Below are 17,640 nucleotides of genomic sequence, written 5' to 3' on the forward strand. Positions count from 1 at the left end.
AATGACTGCCTGATGGTCTTGAGTCACCAAAGTGACTGTAGAGGCCTATTTAGGCTCTAGTCGGCCCTTGGCAAAGCTGCTACTCTCGGCGCGCTTTGTGACTTCTCGGCCTATGTAAAGCCAGATTCACCAATAGACAAACACCAATAATAATCGCATCAAATGCGGTGTTGAATTCGCGTTGCTGAGGAGTGGGCTTCCATGATCGAAGACTTTTGGAAGGATAAGTACCCAGCTGGAATTGCTGCCGAGATCAATCCAGACGAGTACCCGAATATTCAGGCAGTGTTGAAGCAATCCTGCCAACGCTTCGCTGACAAACCGGCATTCAGCAACCTGGGCAAGACAATCACCTACGGTGAGCTGTACGAATTGTCCGGTGCCTTTGCCGCTTACCTGCAACAGCATACCGATTTGCAGCCAGGCGATCGAATCGCCGTGCAATTGCCCAACGTGTTGCAGTACCCGGTCGCCGTCTTCGGTGCCATCCGCGCCGGGCTGATCGTGGTCAACACCAACCCGCTGTACACCGCGCGGGAAATGGAACACCAATTCAACGACTCCGGTGCCAAAGCCCTGGTCTGCCTGGCCAACGTGGCGCACCTGGCCCAGACCGTCGTGCCGAAGACCGGCGTCAAGCACGTGATCGTCACTGAAGTGGCCGACCTGCTGCCGCCGCTCAAGCGTCTGCTGATCAACAGCGTCATCAAGTACGTGAAGAAGATGGTCCCGGCGTATCACTTGCCCAAGGCCATCAAATTCAACGACGTGCTGAGCAAAGGCCATGGCCAGCCAGTGGCTGAAGCCAACCCGGCCAGCAGCGACGTGGCCGTGCTGCAATACACCGGCGGCACCACCGGCGTGGCCAAGGGCGCGATGCTGACCCACCGCAACCTGGTGGCGAACATGCTGCAGTGCAAGGCGCTGATGGGCTCCAACCTTAACGAAGGTTGCGAGATCCTGATTACCCCGCTGCCGCTGTACCACATCTATGCCTTCACCTTTCATTGCATGGCGATGATGCTGATCGGTAACCACAACATCCTGATCAGCAACCCGCGCGATCTGCCAGCGATGGTCAAGGAACTGTCGAAGTGGAAGTTCAGCGGTTTCGTCGGCTTGAACACGTTGTTTGTTGCTCTGTGCAACAACGAAGCGTTCCGCAAGCTGGATTTCTCGAACCTGAAAATCACCCTGTCCGGCGGCATGGCCTTGCAACTGGCCGCGGCTGAACGCTGGAAAGCGGTCACCGGTTGCCCGATCTGTGAAGGTTACGGCATGACCGAAACCAGCCCGGTGGCCACGGTGAACCCGAGCCAGAACATCCAGATCGGCACCATCGGTATCCCGGTGCCGTCGACCCGGTGCAAAGTCATCGACGATGCCGGCGTTGAACAGCCGTTGGGCGGCATTGGTGAACTGTGTGTGAAAGGTCCGCAAGTCATGAAGGGCTACTGGCAGCGTCAGGAAGCCACCGATGAAATACTCGACAGCGAAGGCTGGTTGAAGACCGGTGATATCGCACTGATTCAGCCCGATGGCTACATGCGCATTGTCGATCGCAAGAAAGACATGATCCTGGTCTCCGGTTTCAACGTGTACCCCAACGAACTGGAAGACGTGCTGGCGACCCTGCCGGGCGTGCTGCAATGCGCGGCCATCGGCGTGCCGGACGAGAAGTCGGGGGAGGCGATCAAGATCTTCATCGTTGCCAAACCGGGCGTGACCCTGACCAAGGAACAGGTGATGGAGCACATGCGCGCCAACGTCACCGGCTACAAGGTGCCCAAAGCCGTGGAGTTCCGCGACGCGCTGCCAACCACCAACGTCGGCAAGATCCTGCGCCGCGAGTTGCGCGACGAAGAGCTGAAAAAGCTGGGCGTGAAGAAAGTCAGCGCCTGATCAAACAAAAGCCCCGCAGATGCGGGGCTTCTTGTTGCCTGACTGATCGTTCCCACGCTCTGCGTGGTAACGCAGCCCGGGACGCTCTGCGTCCCAGCATCGGACGCGGAGCGTCCGTGGCGGCATTCCCACGCGGAGCGTGGGAACGATCTGCTTAGAGGCGGAACTGCGCGAAATTGACGTTGGTGCCCGCCGGGCGCATGTCCTGCAGGTACGAGTCCTTGTCGGCGCTCAGTTCCAGGCTCAGGGCGGCCTTGCGTTTGCCCTGGTTGCGCACCACCAGGCCTTCCAGCTTCTCGCGCAGGAACACCGTTGGCACTTTCAGGTGCAGCAGTTCGTCGGTGTCCGGGGTGTGCATCAGCAAGTGAATCCATTCGTACTGACCAATGGCCAGGCGCGCTACCGGGATATCGAACCAGAAAATGTTGCGGTTGCGGTTCAATTCGGTGAAATGGCAGTTATTGACGCCAAGCACGGCACCGCCAAGTTCCTGGTTTCTGCGGGCAATGGCCTGCTTTTTATCGAGTTTCATAACGTTCCTACGGGATTGGATCTTCAGCACCATGGCCTGAATACGTTGCGCATTCTCGGGGCAAAGCCTGCAAACATAAAGCTTGATCTGCGTAGAACGATGAAATGTCGCAACGGTCGAACTACGAAATTGTTTCAAAGTCGCCAAGTAGGCTACTTTGTTGTAGAAAACGGCTCCTGAGTCGCCATGACTTCAACCTTTTTGCGGCGAGACGCTAATGTTTTTCCCGACCATGAAAGGTCTGCCCCTGCATCGTGTGATGATGCGCACGGTCACCGAGTTCGTCGACGACGAGATGTCGACCTATGCCTCGGCGCTCGCCTATCAGATGCTGTTCTCGCTGTTCCCTTTCATCCTGTTCCTGATTGCCCTGATCGGCTTCCTGCACTTGCCGGACTTCTTCTCCTGGCTGCGCCTGCAATCGGAACTGGTGCTGCCGCCCCAGGCGCTGGAGCAGGTGAACCCGGTGATCGACCAGCTCCAGCAATCCAAGGGTGGTTTGCTCTCGGTGGGTATCGTGATTGCCCTGTGGACCGCGTCCGCCGGTGTGCGGCTGATGATGAGTGCGATGAACGCCGCGTACGACGTGGTCGAAGGCCGTCCGGTCTGGAAGCGTTTTCCGCTGTCGATTTTCTACACCATCGGCATCGCCGGCATGCTGCTGGCCGCCGCTGCGTTGATGGTGCTCGGGCCGCAGGTGATGGCCTGGATCGCTTCGCAAGTGGGCCTTGAAGATTTCATCGTGACCGTCTGGACCATCGCGCGCTGGCCGGTGATCGTGATTCTGTTGATGATGGCAGTGGCGCTGATTTACTACGTCATGCCCGACGTCAAACAGGAGTTTCGCTTCATCACCCCAGGGGCGGTGTTGTCCGTGGTGGTCTGGATCGTCGCTTCGCTGGGCTTTGGTCTGTACGTCAAAACCTTCGCCAACTACAACGCCATGTATGGCAGTATCGGCGCGATCATCGTGTTGTTGCTGTACTTCTATATTTCAGCCGCGGTGCTGTTGCTTGGTGCGGAAATGAACGCGGTGATCGAGCACATGTCGTCCGAAGGCAAGAAACCCGGCGAAAAGGTACACGAAGAACCCAAACAGCATGTCTCAGGACTGGGACGAGATCACTCAATCCAGCCGACCACTGACGAAGTCATAAAATGATCCGTGAAATTCTGAAAATGGGCGATGAACGCCTGCTGCGCATTGCTCCGCCGGTGCCGGCAGAAATGTTCGACAGCCCCGAGTTGTGGCAACTGATCGACGACATGTTCCAGACCATGGAAAGCGTCGGCGGGGTCGGCCTGGCCGCGCCGCAGATCGGTGTCGACCTGCAACTGGTGATCTTCGGTTTCGAGCACAGCGAACGCTATCCGGACGCCGAAGCGGTGCCGCAGACGATTCTGATCAATCCGCTGATCACGCCATTGAGCGCGACCCTCGAAGAGGGTTTCGAAGGCTGCCTGTCGGTGCCGGGTCTGCGCGGGGCGGTGGATCGCTATCAGCAGATTCGCTATGAAGGCTTCGATCCCAAGGGCGAGCCGATCGTGCGCATTGCCTCGGGATTTCATGCGCGCGTGGTGCAGCATGAATGCGATCACTTGATCGGCCGGTTATACCCCTCGCGCATCACTGATTTCAGCAAGTTCGGGTTTACCGAAGTGATGTTCCCGGACCTTGATCCTGCGGCAGACGATTAAATCGCTCAAAGATCGCTGTTTATGCCGAACCTGGTTGCAAACCCATGGCAATCATCGGCTTGCTGCGCGCATAACGGCTCAACCGTTCGGCCAAGGCGTAGGGCAGGGGCGGGTCGAAGGTAAAACCGCGACGCTCATAAAAGCCACGTAAATCCGGATGGCAGAACAGCCAGACCGGCTCTTCAAGGTGCTTGACGGCCTGAGCGATCAACGTCGCGGCGATCCCTTGTCCGCGACAGCTCGGGTCGACAAACAGCCCGGTCAGCCAATGCCCACCGGCCACCGGCCGCAAACACAGCGCCGCGATGATCTCTTCACGTTTTGCGACCCACAATTGAGCGTCTCGAACCGCTTTCATCGACGATTGGTGGGCGCGGTAGAACTTGTTCATCAACGGCCATAATGGCTCGTCGAGCAAGGTGTACTGGGTGTTGGGCATGGGCTCGGACAGTCGGTGGGCAGGACGCAGATTATAAAAGAACACGCGCGCCGGGATAGGTGTATACCTGATCTCACATCCCCCCTGTGAGTGGAGTACGCATCATGTCCAAAGGTATGGAATCAAAGAAAGCCGCAAAGAAAAAACCGGCGAAAACCGCGATTGAAAAACGCGCGGACAAGAAGGCCAAGAAGGTGAATGTGTTCGGCCACTGATCCCGCGTCAACGGAGCCCGAGTCCTCGGGCTCCGATTTTTTACGTCTATCGAAATAACCAAACAATCTGCAAGAAATCCCGGTGCCGTTGCACAGAGGGGGATTGGTTCCCGTTCTGAGCAAAGCCATGTCCCATTACTTCGACGCTGCCCACCGTGAAGAAATCGAAACCCTGCGCCAACGTTTCACCGCTCGCACCGAGTGGCCGACCTGGTTGCTGCTGATCGGCGTTTACGTCGGCTGGTTCAGTATTGTGCTGGGCAGTGCCCGGTTGGGGCTCTGGTGGAGCACGTTGTTGCTGATTCCACTGCTGGTGTTGTGGTTGTCGGTGCAGCACGAATTGCTGCACGGTCATCCCACCCGTTGGCCAATGCTGAATAAAGTCCTCGGTTATGCGCCGTTTGCGGTCTGGTATCCCTACACCTTGTACCGCGACAGCCATTTGCTGCATCACCGCGACGAAGACCTGACCATCCCAGGTAGCGACCCGGAAAGCCGTTACCTGAGCGCTGAACAGTGGCAGCGCAGTTCGCTGTTCGAACAGGGCCTGCACTGGCTGAACAAAACCGTGCTGGGGCGCTTGGTCCTCGGTGCGCCACTGGCCTTGCTGGCGCTGGTGCGGGAGGAGCTGAAACGGCTGAAAACGGGTGAGCGCCAAGCGTGGTTGATGTGGCTGAGCCATGGTGCGCTGACGCTGCTGATGCTGGCGCTCATCGCACGCTACAGCGTGTTGCCGGTCTGGCATTACCTGTTGCTGATCAGCGTGCCGGCGCTGTCGATTGCGATGATTCGCTCCTACTATGAACACCGTCCGCATGCGCAACCGGAGCAACGCACCGTCATCAATGAAGCGGGGTGGCCGTGGCGCTGGCTGTTCCTGAATCTCAATCTGCACCTGGTGCACCACGACTTGCCGGGGTTGCCCTGGTACGACTTGCCACGGGTGTACCGCGCGCGTCGCGAGCAATGGCTGACGCGCAGTGGCGGGTTTGTGGTGCACGGTTATGGCCAGTTGGTGCGTCGGCACGGGGTGAGGGCAATCGATAGCCCACGGCATCCGTTTCATTGATAGGCGTCAAAAGATCGCAGCCTTCGGCAGCTCCTACAGGTGTATGCCGATTCAATGTAGGAGCTGCCGAAGGCTGCGATCTTTTGACTTTCACTGGTGAAGAAATTTTCGATGACACAACACCTCGCTGAATTACTGATGTACGTCGCTCCCGAGCCGATCCGCCAGGCCAACGAGCGTTGGCTGTCGCAGATCGTCGAACAGCTCGGCAGCACCCGCCTTGATGCCGAAGGGTTGTCGCTGATGGACCTTTGGCTATCCCCGCACCTGCTGCTGACCCAAACCTGCGGCTACCCGTTGATGACTGCCTTGCGCGGTCGCGTCCGGGTCATCGGTCGTCCTCGTTATGAACTGCCGGACAGCAGCGGCGGCAACCATTGCAGCCTGTTGCTGACTCGCGCCGATGATCCTCGCAGGACCTTGTCGGCCTTGCGCGGCAGTCGCGGTGTGATCAACGGCGAAGACTCCAACAGTGGCATGAACCTGTTGCGTCACCGACTGGCGCCGTTGCACCGCGACGGGCAGTTTTTTGCCAATGTCGTCATCAGCGGCAGCCACCGCGAAAGCCTGCGTTGGCTGCGTGACGACCTGGCAGACCTGGCTGCCATCGACAGCGTGACCTTCGCCTACCTGGCGCAGCACGCCCAGGCAGAGGTCGCGGGCTTGAGAGTATTGGCGCGCTCGGCGTTCAGTCCGACTTTGCCGTACATCGCGGCGGCTGACACCACTGATGTGCAGGCTGAACAGCTTCGACAGGTGATGAACCAGACATTGAAGGAACTGCCCGAGGTCGCCGAGACGTTGGGCCTGCAAGAAGTGTTGCCCGCCAGCGAGATCGACTATCAGATCGTGCTCGACTACCAGCAAGAGGCCGAGGCGTTGGGCTATGGGAGGTTGCGATAGTTGGCGTGCACCCTGTAGGAGCTGCCGAAGGCTGCGATCCTGGCGATCTGATGAGCGCCGAAAGGTCGAAATAGCTAATTCATTTATGGAATATAAAAATTCATTTTTAGTATTTTTAATGAATAAGTCTCCTTGCTAGGATCGCGCCACCGGATCACCGGACATTCAGCGACCCTAACCCAAGGAGCCCCTATGTCCGGCGCCGACCTTTTCCATCGCAACGACGTGGGCGGATTGTTCCGCGCCCACTACACCTGGCTGTGCGCACGCCTGCGCCGACATCTGGGAGCCAGTCCCAGTGTCGAAGACATTGCCGCCGAAACCTTCGTGCAACTACTCGAGTCGCCAGGCCTGACGCCGATTCGCGAACCCCGCGCCTTGCTCACCACCATCGCCCACCGGTTAATTTATCAGCTGTGGCGCCGCCGGGATCTGGAACGCCAACACCTCGACCAGTTACAGCCGGTTGACCCGCTCGGCGGGCCATCGCCTGAAGACCTGGCGCAGTTTTCCCAAACCCTGAAGCGCCTGGATCGAACCCTCGACCGTCTGCCGGGCAAGGTCAGGGCAACGTTTCTGTTGTCGCGAATCGATGGCCTGACCTACCCACAAATCGCCGCCGAACTGGGCATTTCCCAGCGCTCGGTCAGCGTTTACATGACCCGTTCCCAGGCACTGTGCGCGCTGCACAGTGCCAACGAACCCCTGAACCGACAATCCCTGACCCAGAGGTCTGCATGAGATCGATCAAAACCTTGCTCGGCAGTTCGCTGCTGGCCCTGAGCCTTGTGGCTGGCCACGTTCCGGCCGCAGAAAAACCCACACCCATCCATTTCGGCGACATCACCTGGGAAAGCGGCAGCCTGATCACCGAGATCCTGCGGCTGATTGTCGAAAAAGGTTACGGCTACCCGACCGACACTTTGCCCGGCAGCACCGTCAGCCTCGAAGCTGCGTTGGCCAAGAACGACATCCAGGTGATCGGCGAAGAGTGGGCCGGGCGCAGTCCGGCCTGGGTCAAGGCGGCATCGGAGGGCAAAGTGTTTGGTTTGGGCGATACCGTCAAAGGCGCCACCGAAGGCTGGTGGGTGCCGGAATACGTGATCAAGGGCGACCCGGAACGCGGCATTAAACCCTTGGCGCCGGAGCTGAAATCCGTCGCCGACCTGGCCCGCTACAAGGACGTATTCCGCGACCCCGAAGACCCAAGCCGCGGACGCTTCCTCAACAGCCCGACCGGCTGGACGTCGGAGATCGTCAACAGCCAGAAACTCAAGGCCTATGACCTGACCGCCAGCTACGTCAACTTCCGCACCGGTTCCGGCGCGGCGCTGGATGCCGAGGTCGCTTCATCGATCCGCCGTGGCAAACCGGTGCTGTTTTACTACTGGTCGCCGACACCACTGTTGGGTCGCTTCAAACTGGTGAAACTCGAAGAGCCACCGTTCGATGCGCAAGCCTGGAAAACCCTGGCCGATGCCAACAACCCGAACCCCAAGGGCACGCGTTCGATGCCGGCCAGCCTGGCCATCGGCGTGTCGGCACCGTTCAAGGCGCAGTACCCGGACCTGGTGGCGTTCTTCGAAAAGGTCGACTTGCCGATCGACCTGCTGAACCAGACGCTTGCGCAAATGAGCGAAAAACGCCAGCCACCGCGTCAGGTCGCCGAAGCGTTTTTGCGCGATCAACCGCAGGTGTGGAAGGGGTGGGTGCCGGGGGAGGTGGCCACGAAGGTTAGTTCGAGTTTGTAGTTCAGCGGTGTTTGATAGATCGCTATCGCGGGCAAGCCCGCGAAGCGATCTAGAGCCTTACGCCAACTCCGCCGCCAACGCTGCTTTCACGCTTGGCCGCTGATCAACCCGCGCCTGAAACTTCGCCAACGCTGGCCAATCATCCAGATCAATCGCAAACAGCCGAGCCCACCGCAACACCGTAAACAAATACGCATCGGCAATGCTGAACCCGCCGGCCATCAAGTAATCCTGCCGCTCCAGCGTCTGGCTCAACACGGCAAAGCGCTTGAACAGTTTCTCTCTGATGAGCGCCTTCACCTCGTCCGGAAACTGCGGATTGAACAGCCAACCCAGCCCGCCATGAATCTCGGTCGAAACGAAGTTCAGCCATTCCTGTAACCGCACCCGCTCGAACGTGCCGCTCGCCGGTGCCAGGTTTGCCTCCGGGTGCAGATCCGCCAGGTACTGCAGGATCGCCGGGCCTTCGGTCAGCACATCGCCGTTATCCAGTTGCAATGCCGCGACGTAGCCTTTGGGGTTAATGGCGAGGAAGTCATCGCCGGTGACGGTTTTCTTGCTGCTGTTGTCGACGCGGACCAACTCGAACGGCAGCTCCAGTTCGCGCAGCACAATGTGCGGCGCCAAGGAGCAGGCTTGCGGGGCGTAATACAACTTCATGGGCGGGGCTCTGGTTGCGGATTTGCGCCAGTGTCATAGTGTGCGGCACCCTCGGTAAAATTAATCTTTCAGAAAACTGCCATTAGGATAGCTACTGCCATGATGAACCTGATGCATTGGCGAATGGTGGTGGCGGTGGCCGATACCGGCAACATTACCCGCGCCGCCGAACGGGTCGGCATGACTCAGTCCGGTGCCAGCCAGGCGCTGGCCTTGATCGAAGAAACCCTGGGCGTTCAGCTGTTCAGCCGGGAAAACCGCCAGACCTTGCCGACCGCCATCGGCTTGCCGGTGATCGAACAGGCGCGAACCATGCTCGGCGCCCTGGAAAACATTCGCAGCACCGTCGACGCCGCAAAAGGCATCCAGCGCGGGACGATTCGTCTGGCCAGTTTTCCTTTGGTGCTGACGACGTTCCTGCCGCCGCTGTTGCGCCAGTTCAATCGGCTGTATCCCGGCATTCAAGTGGTGGCGCTGGAGGTCAGCGACGATGAAGTGGAAACGTTGCTCAGTGCCGGGTTGGTGGATGTCGGTGTGGCGTTGAACCCGACACCCGCGCGCAATGCCGGGCGTTTGGGGCGTGATGCCTGGGTGGCGGTTCTGCCCGGTGGCCATCCTCTGGCGCGTCGCTCGAATGAAGAGGGCGTCTCACTGGCGGAACTGGCGGAGCAACCCTTCGTGCTGGCCACGGGCGGGTGTTCGACCAATGCCCGCAGCCTGGCCGCCGATGCCGGGTTGCAACTGCTGGATGTACGGGCCGAGGTGCGTGAGTGGAGCAGTGCGTTCACCCTGGTGCGGGAAAACATCGGCGTGACCCTGGTACCGGAAATGACCCTGCCGACTAATCGCCAAGGCCTGCGCGTAGTGCCTGTGACGCCGCGCATCGACCGGGAGTTTGCTTTGGTGGTTGCGCCCGACAAAGCTCCAACGGCAGCGGTGCAGGCGCTGTTGGGAATGCTCGCCGACCGTCCGTTATCGCCTGTAGGAGCGAGGCTTGCCCGCGAAGACGGTGTATCAGGTAACGATGATGTCGACTGACACATCGTCTTCGCGGGCAAGCCTCGCTCCTACATAAATTTGCGTGGGGAGGTGAAATCAAGGCACGCCATTACAGCCGTGTGCCATAAACCCCGGCCGCAGCGCCAGTCGTTGGCAATAGGCGTCGACGGCGGGATAGTCCGGGCGTTCCATCGGGGTCATCCGCCAGCGGTTGACCGACAAGCCGATGAGGATATCGGCCAAGGTGAACCGAGGTCCGGCGACATACGCACCGGTCGACGCGAGTTGTTGTTCAAGGATGCCCATTTTCGCGTTCCAGCCGCGAACGCCATCGGCAATCCGCTGCGGATCCTGGAAGTTCGGCAATTGCCGCACCAGCGCAAAAAAGGCGTAGCCCCAGGACGGATTGAGTTCGGTGGCTTGCCAATCCATCCACTGTTCCACGCGAGCGCGCGCCGCCGGCTCGATGGGCAACAGGTCGGTGTTTTGGTATTTGCCGGCCAGATAGCGGCAGATGGTATTGGATTCCCACAGCACGCCGGCTTCGTCGATGAGCACCGGCACCTGTGCGTTAGGGTTGAGCTGGAGAAATTCCGGACTCTGGGTCGAGGCAAAACCGCTGCCCCAGTCTTCCCGTTCGTAGGAAACGCCCAGTTCGTCGCAGGCCCACAGGACCTTTCTGACGTTGATTGACGAGGCCCGACCCAAAATCTTCAGCGCATGTCCCATTGAGCTACTCCGTTTGCTATTACAGGTGCCGGGAATCTAGCACGAGCAAAGGGACGATTGCGTATCAGGTACTCTCGCGCACCTTCAATTCAAACCCCATGTCTTGCACCGGTTTGGCCACCGAATTGCCGGCCATCAAGGTCAGCATCAACTCCGCCGAACGCCGGCCGATGGCTTCTCGAGGAGTGCTGATGCTGCTCAGGCGGGGAACCATGTGGGCCGAGGCCGGCAGGTCGTTGAAGCCGAGGATCGCTACTTGTTCGGGGATCTTGATGCCGCAGCGCAGGGCTTCGAGCAGTGCGCCCTGGGCCAGGTCGTCGTTGCCGAAGAAGATCGCATCGAGGTCCGGATGCGCAGCCAGCAATTGCAGGAACAGTTCGCCACCGAGGCCGACCGATGAGGCCCGTGGCGTCAACACTTCCAGATCCGGGTCGTAGCGCCCGGCTTTTTGCAGCGCGCGGCGGAAACCTTCGCCCCGCAGCAGCGTGCGCTGATCCAGTTGCGCACCGATGTAAGCCAGGCGTTTGCGACCGCGTGACAGCAAATGCTCGGCCGCCGTTTCGCCGGCGGCGAGTTGCGAAAAACCGACGCAATTGAGTCCCGCCGCACTGTCCAGTTCCATCATGTAGACGCAGGGAATGTTGCTGGCCTCGATCATCCGTCGCGAACTTTCGGTGCGGTCGAAACCGGTCAGCAGCAAGCCGCGAGGCTGATAAGCCATGTAGTTGCGCAGCAGGTTTTCTTCTTCGTCGCGCGAGTAATGGAAGTTACCGATCAGCACTTCGAAGCCCTTTGGTCGCAAAACCTGATGAATGGCTTCCAGCGTTTCGATGAACAGCAGGTTGGACAACGAGGGCACCAAGACCACGACGGAATGGCTCTGGGCCGAGGCCAGCGCGCGGGCGGCGGGGTTGACCACGTAGTTCAGTTCGAGGGCAGCCTTCTGGACTTTTTCCACCAGTTCGGTGGCCACCGTGCTGACACCACGCAGGGCGCGGGAGGCGGTAATCGGGCTGACACCGGCCAGGCGTGCGACTTCGTTGAGGGTAGGACGGCCAGTGGTGCGTGTATTTTTATCGTTTTTAGGGGTATTCATCGGACGGCTTGCCAAACAAAATTCAAGGCACTAAGGTAGCGCTGTCTCGATGCAGCTGCAAATGCGTGAGCGGGGTTTGCCTGATCCTCGCTTTTCGGCATCGGGAACGAACATGCTGCAACCCACAAAAATGACAAGAAGGCGTCGGCAACATCTGCTTTTGCACTAGAGTTTTACGTAGCAAAGGTAGCGCTGTCTGCGCGCTGAGGTGTTACATGAATCATCCCATCACCGCCCTGGTCATCATGGGCGTTGCCGGTTGCGGCAAGACGTGCGTCAGCCAGGCCCTGTGCCAGCTCAGCGGCGCGACCGCCATTGAAGGCGACACTTTCCACCCTGCCGCCAATATCGAAAAGATGAGCGCGGGTATCCCCCTGAACGACGAAGACCGTGCCGGCTGGCTCGACAGCCTGTGCGATGAACTGCGCCGCGTCGACGCCCGTGGCGAGCGCCCGGTGCTGACCTGTTCGGCCCTCAAACACAGTTACCGCGAACGCTTGCGCAGTGCCTTGCCGGGCCTGGGTTTTGTGTTCCTTGAGCTGACCCCTGAAGTCGCCGCCGATCGTGTCTCCCATCGGCCGGGCCACTTCATGCCGTCGACCCTGATCGACAGCCAGTTCGCCACCCTTGAATCGCCCGTTGGTGAGCCCCTGACCCTGGCTCTGGACGCTTCGAGCCACAGCGTTGACGAATTGGCCGTGCAGGCCCACCGCTGGTGGCTCGATCACGGCTTGAAACTCGCCAGTTGAGTTTTGCTGCAAGAGATAGCGCTGTCCTGACGGCTTCTGATTAATCGCTTTAATAACAACAACAAACAGGAGACACCCCCATGTTTGGCATGTCCCACGAGACGTTTCTGCTGCTCGATGCAGTGGTCACGGTGATCGGCTTGATTTTCCTGATCACCAAATTCAAGTTTCACCCGTTCATTGCATTGATCATCGCCGCCGCGTTCCTCGGGCTGACCTCCGGCATGCCGATCGGCACCATCATCAAGGCATTCCAGGATGGTTTCGGCGGCGTTCTCGGTTTCGTCGGGATCATTCTGGCGCTGGGCACCATGCTCGGCAAAATGATGGCCGAGTCGGGCGGGGCGGATCAGATTGCCCAGACCCTGATTCGAGCCTTCGGCAAGGACAAGGTGCAGTGGGCCATGATGTTCGCGGCCTTCCTGGTCGGCATCCCGTTGTTCTTCGAAATCGGCTTCGTGCTGCTGATCCCGCTGGTGTTCATCGTCGCCCGTCGTACCGGCGTGTCGATCATCAAGATCGGTATCCCGCTGCTGGCCGGTCTGTCTGCCGTGCACGGTCTGGTTCCTCCGCACCCGGGTCCGTTGCTGGCCATTGGCGTGTTTGGTGCCGACATCGGTAAAACCATTCTCTATGGCCTGATCGTTGCGCTGCCGACCGCCATCATCGCCGGTCCGATCTTCGGTACGTTCATTGCCAAGCACATTCCCGGTCATCCGAATCAGGAACTGGTGGACCAACTGGCGCGCGAGTCGGATTCCGCCGATCTGCCGAGCTTCGGCATTACCTTGGTCACCGTGCTGTCGCCTGTGTTCCTGATGCTGCTCAAGACCTTTGCTGACGTAGTTCTGCCGGACGGCAACTTCTTCCGCACCTTCATGGACCTGATCGGTCACCCGATCTCGGCGCTGCTGCTGGCATTGCTGCTGTCGCTGTACACCTTCGGCTACAAGCAGGGCATCGGTTCGCAACAGATGCTCAAATGGCTGGACGCGAGCCTTGCGCCGACCGCCGCGATCATCCTGATCATCGGTGCCGGTGGCGGCTTCAAGCAGATGCTGGTTACCAGCGGTGTAGGTGATGTGATCGGTCACATGGCGGTGGCTGCACAGATCTCGCCGATCCTGCTGGCCTGGCTGGTGGCGGCGGTGATTCGCATCGCGACCGGTTCGGCAACCGTGGCGACCATCACTGGCGCAGGTATCGTGGTGCCGGTGGTGGGGATGATTCCGGGGGTGAACCGTGAGCTGCTGGTGCTGGCCACCGGTGCTGGTTCGTTGATCCTGTCCCACGTCAACGACGCCGGTTTCTGGCTGGTGAAGCAGTACTTCAACATGACCGTGGCGGAAACCTTCAAGACCTGGACCGCGATGGAAACCATCCTGTCCGTGGTGGGTTTGGGCTTTATTCTGCTGCTGTCGTTGTTCGTCTAAATACATTTGGCAGGCACAAAAAAACCGCAGCGATGCGGTTTTTTTGTGGGGGATGATCGTTCCCACGCTCTGCGTGGGAATGCCTCAACGGACGCTCCGCGTTCGGCTCTGGAAGGGACGCAGAGCGTCCCGGGCTGCATTCCCACGCAGAGCGTGGGAACGATCATTCAGGCACAAAAAACGAATCAGGCGTTGGTTTTTGTGACCAACCCATCCGCCCGGAACATCCCGCGAATCCCGCGTACAGCCTGACGAATCCGGTCCTGGTTTTCGATCAGCGCGAAGCGCACATGATCGTCCCCATACTCACCAAACCCGACGCCCGGCGAGACGCAGACCTTGGCCTCGGCCAGCAGTTTTTTGGCGAATTCCAGCGAACCCAGGTGCGCGTAAGCCTCGGGAATCTTGGCCCAGACGTACATCGACGCTTTCGGGTTTTCGACCATCCAGCCCAGTTCATGCAGGCCTTTGACCAGCACGTTACGACGCTGCCGATACTGCTCGGCGATGTCTTTGACGCATTGCTGATCGCCTTCCAGCGCCGCGATGGCCGCGACCTGCAGCGGGGTGAAGGTGCCGTAGTCGTGGTAGCTCTTGATCCGTGCCAGGGCGTTGACCAGTTCCGGGTTGCCGACCATGAAGCCGATGCGCCAGCCGGCCATGTTGTAGCTCTTGGACAGGGTGAAAAACTCCACCGCGATGTCCTTGGCGCCGGGCACCTGCATGATCGACGGGGCTTTCCAGCCGTCGTAGACGATGTCGGCGTAGGCCAGGTCGTGCACCACCAGCACGTCGTACTGTTTGGCGAGGGCGATCACCCGCTCGAAGAAGTCCAGCTCCACGCACTGGGCGGTGGGGTTGGACGGGAAGCCGAGAATCATCATTTTCGGTTTCGGGATCGAGCCGCGAATCGCCCGTTCCAGCTCGGCGAAAAAATCCACGCCAGGGATCAGCGGCACCGACCGCACCTGGGCGCCGGCAATCACGGCACCGTAGATGTGAATCGGGTAGCTCGGGTTCGGCACCAGCACGGTGTCGCCCTGGTCGAGGGTGGCCAGCATCAAATGCGCCAGGCCTTCCTTGGAACCGATGGTGACGATGGCTTCGTTTTCCGGGTCGATATCAACCTGGTAGCGATCCTTGTACCAATTGGAAATCGCCCGGCGCAGGCGCGGGATCCCTTTGGACGTGGAGTAGCCGTGGGTGTCTTCGCGCTGGGCGACGGTGACCAGTTTTTCGACAATGTGCGGCGGCGTGGCGCCGTCGGGGTTGCCCATGCTCAAGTCGATGATGTCTTCGCCACGACGACGGGCGGCCATCTTCAGCTCGGCAGTGATGTTGAAAACGTAAGGGGGGAGTCGATCTATGCGCGCAAAGCGGCGCGGCGAACCTTGTTCGGCCATTGTTGCCTCGAATAACGTAAGCGCCCGGAACCGTCCGAGCGACGCTGGCCACTGCGGTGGCCTGTGGCGGAATGTAAGGGCAGCTGTGGCAAACTGTCCAGCCTCTACGTGAACAAATTTTCCGAAGGAAACGGCTTGATGGAATTTACCAGTGGCTTCCTGCTCAGCCTTTCACTGTGCCTGGACATCGGCGTGGCCAATATCGCGATGATCACACTGGCGATGCAGCGCGGCTATTTCCAAGGCTTTGCCCTAGGGCTGGGGACTTGCGTCGGCGACCTGATTTACGCGGTGCTGGCACTGGCCGGCATGACCGTATTGCTGCAGTACGAAACCGTGCGTTGGGTGTTGTGGATCGGCGGGTCGGCGTTGCTGCTGTATTTCGCGGCGAAGATGATTCATTCGGCGATCTACCACGATGCGGTGTTGGCCGAGACCGCCGAAGTCGGCCACAACTCCCATCGCAAAGAGTTCTTGCGGGGGATTTTCCTCGCCATGTCGTCGCCCAGTGCAATCCTCTGGTTCGCCGCAGTGGGTGGCACCCTGATTGCCCGTTCCGGCGGCGGGGGTACCCTCAGCTCGGCGTTGTTTCTCGGTGGATTTCTCTGTGCGGGAATTCTCTGGTGCGTCACGCTGTGCTTCGCGGCGAGCCATGGCGGCAAGCTGCTCGGAGACAAACTGCTGCGCTATTCCTACATGGCATCTGCGGCGATCTTCTGCTATTTCGCGGTCTACGTGATTCTATCGGGCTACAACGAGTTTGTCGGAGTATCCACCGCCGGGCAGCTTCCCGCGCTCTGACTGGGCGAATCGGGTTTGGCCTCTATACTCCCAGCCGAACCCACTTTTTTCGTTCCCAGGAGTCGAGTCATGGATGAGCAAATACGCGATGATCAGGTTGAGCCACGCTTCGAACACGGGCAATTCATGCTCATAGCGGGGCTTGGCGGACGATTTACCCAAGCGACGGCCAAACAGATTCCCAAGCTATGGGATCAATTCGTTCCCCACATCGGCAATGTACCAGGGCAAATTGGCGAAGTGACCTACGGCGTTTGCTGCAACCCGGACGGCAAGGGCGGTTTCGAATACATCGCCGGCGTCGAGATCAGCAAGCTCGACGACCTGCCCGAGAAATACCGTTGGATCGAGATTCAGCCCCAGTATTACGCGGTGTTCAAGCACAAGGGCTCGCTGGATACACTGCCGCAAACCTTTCAGTACATCTGGGAGACCTGGTTGCCGAAGTCTGGTCACGAAGCGGCGGATGCCCCGGAGTTCGAACGTTACAGTGACGATTTCAACCCGAAGCTCAATACCGGCGTGCTGGAAATCTGGCTGCCGATCAAAGCGTAACGAACGGGGCGAGGGGCGGATCGACGGTCCGCCTCTCTGATCGATATCCACACCTTATTAATTTATGATCCCAGCCTTTCCCCCGCCGATTCCGAGCTGCCATGAACACCGTCATCCGCCACGTCATTCCCGCTGACCTGGACCGCTGCTACGCCATCGAAACCGTTGCCTACGAAGGCGACGAAGCCGCCACCCGCGAGAAAATCGCCACCCGCATCGCCACCTGGCCCGAGGGCTTCATCGTCGCCGAAGTGGATGGCGTTGTAGCCGGTTTCGTCAATTCCGGTGCGGCGTTTGAGGTGGAAATGTCGGACGAGGCGTTCAAGGAACTGATCGGCCACGACCCGGCCGGCCCGCACGTGGTGATCATGTCGGTGGTGGTGCATCCGGATTATCAAGGGCAGGGCCTGGCGAAACGCTTGATGGGGGAGTTCATCCAGCGCATGCGCGTATTGAACAAGGCCAGCATTCACTTGATGTGCAAAGAGCGGCACATTGCGCTGTATGCCGGGTTTGGTTTTGCCTACATCAAGCCTTCGGCGTCCGACCATGGCGGGATGGCGTGGCATGAGATGATCTTGGACCTGTAAGCCTTGATCGTTCCCACGCTCTGCGTGGGAATGCCTCAATACGCTCTGCGTCCGCTCTTGGGACGCAGAGCGTCCCTGGCTGCGTTCCCACGCAGAGCGTGGGAACGATCATCAAC

Annotated in this window: 19 protein-coding genes; 13 read left to right on the forward strand and 6 right to left on the reverse strand. The window is 59.5% G+C overall.

Annotation, left to right across the window (positions count from 1 at the left end; genetic code table 11):
• Window positions 1–201 precede the first annotated feature (201 nt).
• Window positions 202–1,902, forward strand: a complete 1,701-nt coding sequence (gene fadD1 / locus AC1RO5_RS26900; protein ID WP_493178611.1) for a long-chain-fatty-acid--CoA ligase FadD1 — start codon at window positions 202–204, stop codon at window positions 1,900–1,902.
• 154 nt (window positions 1,903–2,056) lie between these two features.
• Here fadD1 and AC1RO5_RS26905 read toward each other — a convergent pair whose 3' ends face one another.
• Window positions 2,057–2,434 (reverse strand): hypothetical protein, encoded by a 378-nt coding sequence (locus AC1RO5_RS26905; protein WP_007934758.1) that lies wholly within the window; start codon window positions 2,432–2,434, stop codon window positions 2,057–2,059.
• A gap of 217 nt (window positions 2,435–2,651) precedes the next feature.
• Here AC1RO5_RS26905 and AC1RO5_RS26910 point away from each other — a divergent pair, with 217 nt between their 5' ends.
• The gene (locus AC1RO5_RS26910) at window positions 2,652–3,596 is read left to right on the forward strand and encodes a YihY/virulence factor BrkB family protein (RefSeq protein ID WP_493178613.1); all 945 of its coding nucleotides are present in this window, start codon (window positions 2,652–2,654) and stop codon (window positions 3,594–3,596) included.
• The gene (def, locus tag AC1RO5_RS26915; RefSeq protein WP_413696860.1) at window positions 3,593–4,132 is read left to right on the forward strand and encodes a peptide deformylase; all 540 of its coding nucleotides are present in this window, start codon (window positions 3,593–3,595) and stop codon (window positions 4,130–4,132) included. Before AC1RO5_RS26910 ends, def begins: the two co-directional genes overlap by 4 nt.
• Window positions 4,133–4,151: 19 nt before the next feature.
• Here def and AC1RO5_RS26920 read toward each other — a convergent pair whose 3' ends face one another.
• Complete coding sequence (locus AC1RO5_RS26920) at window positions 4,152–4,571, reverse strand: GNAT family N-acetyltransferase (RefSeq protein ID WP_493178615.1); 420 nt, start codon at window positions 4,569–4,571, stop codon at window positions 4,152–4,154.
• Window positions 4,572–4,913: 342 nt separating this feature from the next.
• Here AC1RO5_RS26920 and AC1RO5_RS26925 point away from each other — a divergent pair, with 342 nt between their 5' ends.
• From AC1RO5_RS26925 to AC1RO5_RS26940, 4 genes are all read left to right on the forward strand, one after another.
• Entirely contained in the window at window positions 4,914–5,855 is a 942-nt protein-coding gene (locus tag AC1RO5_RS26925) for a fatty acid desaturase (protein WP_493178617.1), read from the forward strand.
• Window positions 5,856–5,966: 111 nt separating this feature from the next.
• On the forward strand, window positions 5,967–6,758 hold the full coding sequence (locus tag AC1RO5_RS26930) for a phosphate/phosphite/phosphonate ABC transporter substrate-binding protein (RefSeq protein ID WP_493178618.1): 792 nt from the start codon (window positions 5,967–5,969) through the stop codon (window positions 6,756–6,758).
• A 192-nt stretch (window positions 6,759–6,950) separates the two neighbouring features.
• Window positions 6,951–7,499 carry a sigma-70 family RNA polymerase sigma factor gene (locus AC1RO5_RS26935; RefSeq protein ID WP_493178620.1) on the forward strand — a complete coding sequence of 183 codons (549 nt, stop codon included), beginning with the start codon at window positions 6,951–6,953 and terminating at the stop codon, window positions 7,497–7,499.
• Complete coding sequence (locus AC1RO5_RS26940; protein ID WP_493178622.1) at window positions 7,496–8,509, forward strand: ABC transporter substrate-binding protein; 1,014 nt, start codon at window positions 7,496–7,498, stop codon at window positions 8,507–8,509. Before AC1RO5_RS26935 ends, AC1RO5_RS26940 begins: the two co-directional genes overlap by 4 nt.
• Before the next feature lie 57 nt (window positions 8,510–8,566).
• On the opposite strand, the gene gstA is transcribed toward AC1RO5_RS26940, so the two are convergent.
• Complete coding sequence (gene gstA, locus AC1RO5_RS26945; protein WP_493178623.1) at window positions 8,567–9,169, reverse strand: glutathione transferase GstA; 603 nt, start codon at window positions 9,167–9,169, stop codon at window positions 8,567–8,569.
• 99 nt (window positions 9,170–9,268) lie between these two features.
• On the opposite strand from gstA, the gene AC1RO5_RS26950 reads away from it, so the two are divergent.
• A complete protein-coding gene (locus AC1RO5_RS26950; RefSeq protein ID WP_493178625.1) occupies window positions 9,269–10,207 on the forward strand; it encodes a LysR family transcriptional regulator in 939 nt (312 codons plus the stop codon).
• A 57-nt stretch (window positions 10,208–10,264) separates the two neighbouring features.
• Here the strand turns inward: AC1RO5_RS26950 and AC1RO5_RS26955 are convergent, their stop codons facing one another.
• Together AC1RO5_RS26955 and gntR are read right to left on the reverse strand one after the other, a co-directional pair.
• A complete protein-coding gene (locus tag AC1RO5_RS26955) occupies window positions 10,265–10,897 on the reverse strand; it encodes a glutathione S-transferase family protein (protein WP_493178627.1) in 633 nt (210 codons plus the stop codon).
• A gap of 64 nt (window positions 10,898–10,961) precedes the next feature.
• Window positions 10,962–11,993, reverse strand: coding sequence for an HTH-type transcriptional regulator GntR (gntR, locus tag AC1RO5_RS26960; RefSeq protein WP_019651719.1), 1,032 nt, complete (start codon window positions 11,991–11,993; stop codon window positions 10,962–10,964).
• 215 nt (window positions 11,994–12,208) lie between these two features.
• Here gntR and AC1RO5_RS26965 point away from each other — a divergent pair, with 215 nt between their 5' ends.
• Together AC1RO5_RS26965 and AC1RO5_RS26970 are read left to right on the forward strand one after the other, a co-directional pair.
• A complete protein-coding gene (locus AC1RO5_RS26965; protein WP_493178629.1) occupies window positions 12,209–12,742 on the forward strand; it encodes a gluconokinase in 534 nt (177 codons plus the stop codon).
• 80 nt (window positions 12,743–12,822) lie between these two features.
• Window positions 12,823–14,175, forward strand: coding sequence for a GntP family permease (locus tag AC1RO5_RS26970; RefSeq protein ID WP_493178631.1), 1,353 nt, complete (start codon window positions 12,823–12,825; stop codon window positions 14,173–14,175).
• Window positions 14,176–14,360: 185 nt separating this feature from the next.
• Here AC1RO5_RS26970 and alaC read toward each other — a convergent pair whose 3' ends face one another.
• Window positions 14,361–15,578, reverse strand: a complete 1,218-nt coding sequence (gene alaC / locus AC1RO5_RS26975; RefSeq protein WP_305409951.1) for an alanine transaminase — start codon at window positions 15,576–15,578, stop codon at window positions 14,361–14,363.
• 138 nt (window positions 15,579–15,716) lie between these two features.
• Between alaC and AC1RO5_RS26980 the strand changes: the two genes are divergently transcribed.
• The 3 genes from AC1RO5_RS26980 to AC1RO5_RS26990 all read left to right on the forward strand — a co-directional run bounded on the left by AC1RO5_RS26980 (window position 15,717) and on the right by AC1RO5_RS26990 (window position 17,524).
• Window positions 15,717–16,379 carry a LysE family translocator gene (locus tag AC1RO5_RS26980; RefSeq protein ID WP_493178633.1) on the forward strand — a complete coding sequence of 221 codons (663 nt, stop codon included), beginning with the start codon at window positions 15,717–15,719 and terminating at the stop codon, window positions 16,377–16,379.
• A gap of 69 nt (window positions 16,380–16,448) precedes the next feature.
• A complete protein-coding gene (locus AC1RO5_RS26985) occupies window positions 16,449–16,934 on the forward strand; it encodes a GyrI-like domain-containing protein (RefSeq protein ID WP_493178634.1) in 486 nt (161 codons plus the stop codon).
• Window positions 16,935–17,035: 101 nt separating this feature from the next.
• Window positions 17,036–17,524, forward strand: coding sequence for a GNAT family N-acetyltransferase (locus AC1RO5_RS26990; RefSeq protein WP_493178636.1), 489 nt, complete (start codon window positions 17,036–17,038; stop codon window positions 17,522–17,524).
• Window positions 17,525–17,640 lie beyond the last annotated feature (116 nt).

This window comes from Pseudomonas sp. GW822-FHT02G04, assembly GCF_058802085.1.

Coding starts and splice junctions, on each gene's coding strand:
- gntR (WP_019651719.1), bottom strand. CDS start 11,993: ATGAATACCCCTAAAAACGATAAAAATACACGCACCACTGGCCGTCCT.
- AC1RO5_RS26905 (WP_007934758.1), bottom strand. CDS start 2,434: ATGAAACTCGATAAAAAGCAGGCCATTGCCCGCAGAAACCAGGAACTT.
- AC1RO5_RS26930 (WP_493178618.1), top strand. CDS start 5,967: ATGACACAACACCTCGCTGAATTACTGATGTACGTCGCTCCCGAGCCG.
- AC1RO5_RS26970 (WP_493178631.1), top strand. CDS start 12,823: ATGTTTGGCATGTCCCACGAGACGTTTCTGCTGCTCGATGCAGTGGTC.
- AC1RO5_RS26990 (WP_493178636.1), top strand. CDS start 17,036: ATGAACACCGTCATCCGCCACGTCATTCCCGCTGACCTGGACCGCTGC.
- AC1RO5_RS26955 (WP_493178627.1), bottom strand. CDS start 10,897: ATGGGACATGCGCTGAAGATTTTGGGTCGGGCCTCGTCAATCAACGTC.
- def (WP_413696860.1), top strand. CDS start 3,593: ATGATCCGTGAAATTCTGAAAATGGGCGATGAACGCCTGCTGCGCATT.
- AC1RO5_RS26985 (WP_493178634.1), top strand. CDS start 16,449: ATGGATGAGCAAATACGCGATGATCAGGTTGAGCCACGCTTCGAACAC.
- AC1RO5_RS26935 (WP_493178620.1), top strand. CDS start 6,951: ATGTCCGGCGCCGACCTTTTCCATCGCAACGACGTGGGCGGATTGTTC.
- fadD1 (WP_493178611.1), top strand. CDS start 202: ATGATCGAAGACTTTTGGAAGGATAAGTACCCAGCTGGAATTGCTGCC.
- gstA (WP_493178623.1), bottom strand. CDS start 9,169: ATGAAGTTGTATTACGCCCCGCAAGCCTGCTCCTTGGCGCCGCACATT.
- AC1RO5_RS26925 (WP_493178617.1), top strand. CDS start 4,914: ATGTCCCATTACTTCGACGCTGCCCACCGTGAAGAAATCGAAACCCTG.
- AC1RO5_RS26940 (WP_493178622.1), top strand. CDS start 7,496: ATGAGATCGATCAAAACCTTGCTCGGCAGTTCGCTGCTGGCCCTGAGC.
- AC1RO5_RS26920 (WP_493178615.1), bottom strand. CDS start 4,571: ATGCCCAACACCCAGTACACCTTGCTCGACGAGCCATTATGGCCGTTG.
- AC1RO5_RS26965 (WP_493178629.1), top strand. CDS start 12,209: ATGAATCATCCCATCACCGCCCTGGTCATCATGGGCGTTGCCGGTTGC.
- AC1RO5_RS26980 (WP_493178633.1), top strand. CDS start 15,717: ATGGAATTTACCAGTGGCTTCCTGCTCAGCCTTTCACTGTGCCTGGAC.
- AC1RO5_RS26910 (WP_493178613.1), top strand. CDS start 2,652: ATGTTTTTCCCGACCATGAAAGGTCTGCCCCTGCATCGTGTGATGATG.
- AC1RO5_RS26950 (WP_493178625.1), top strand. CDS start 9,269: ATGATGAACCTGATGCATTGGCGAATGGTGGTGGCGGTGGCCGATACC.
- alaC (WP_305409951.1), bottom strand. CDS start 15,578: ATGGCCGAACAAGGTTCGCCGCGCCGCTTTGCGCGCATAGATCGACTC.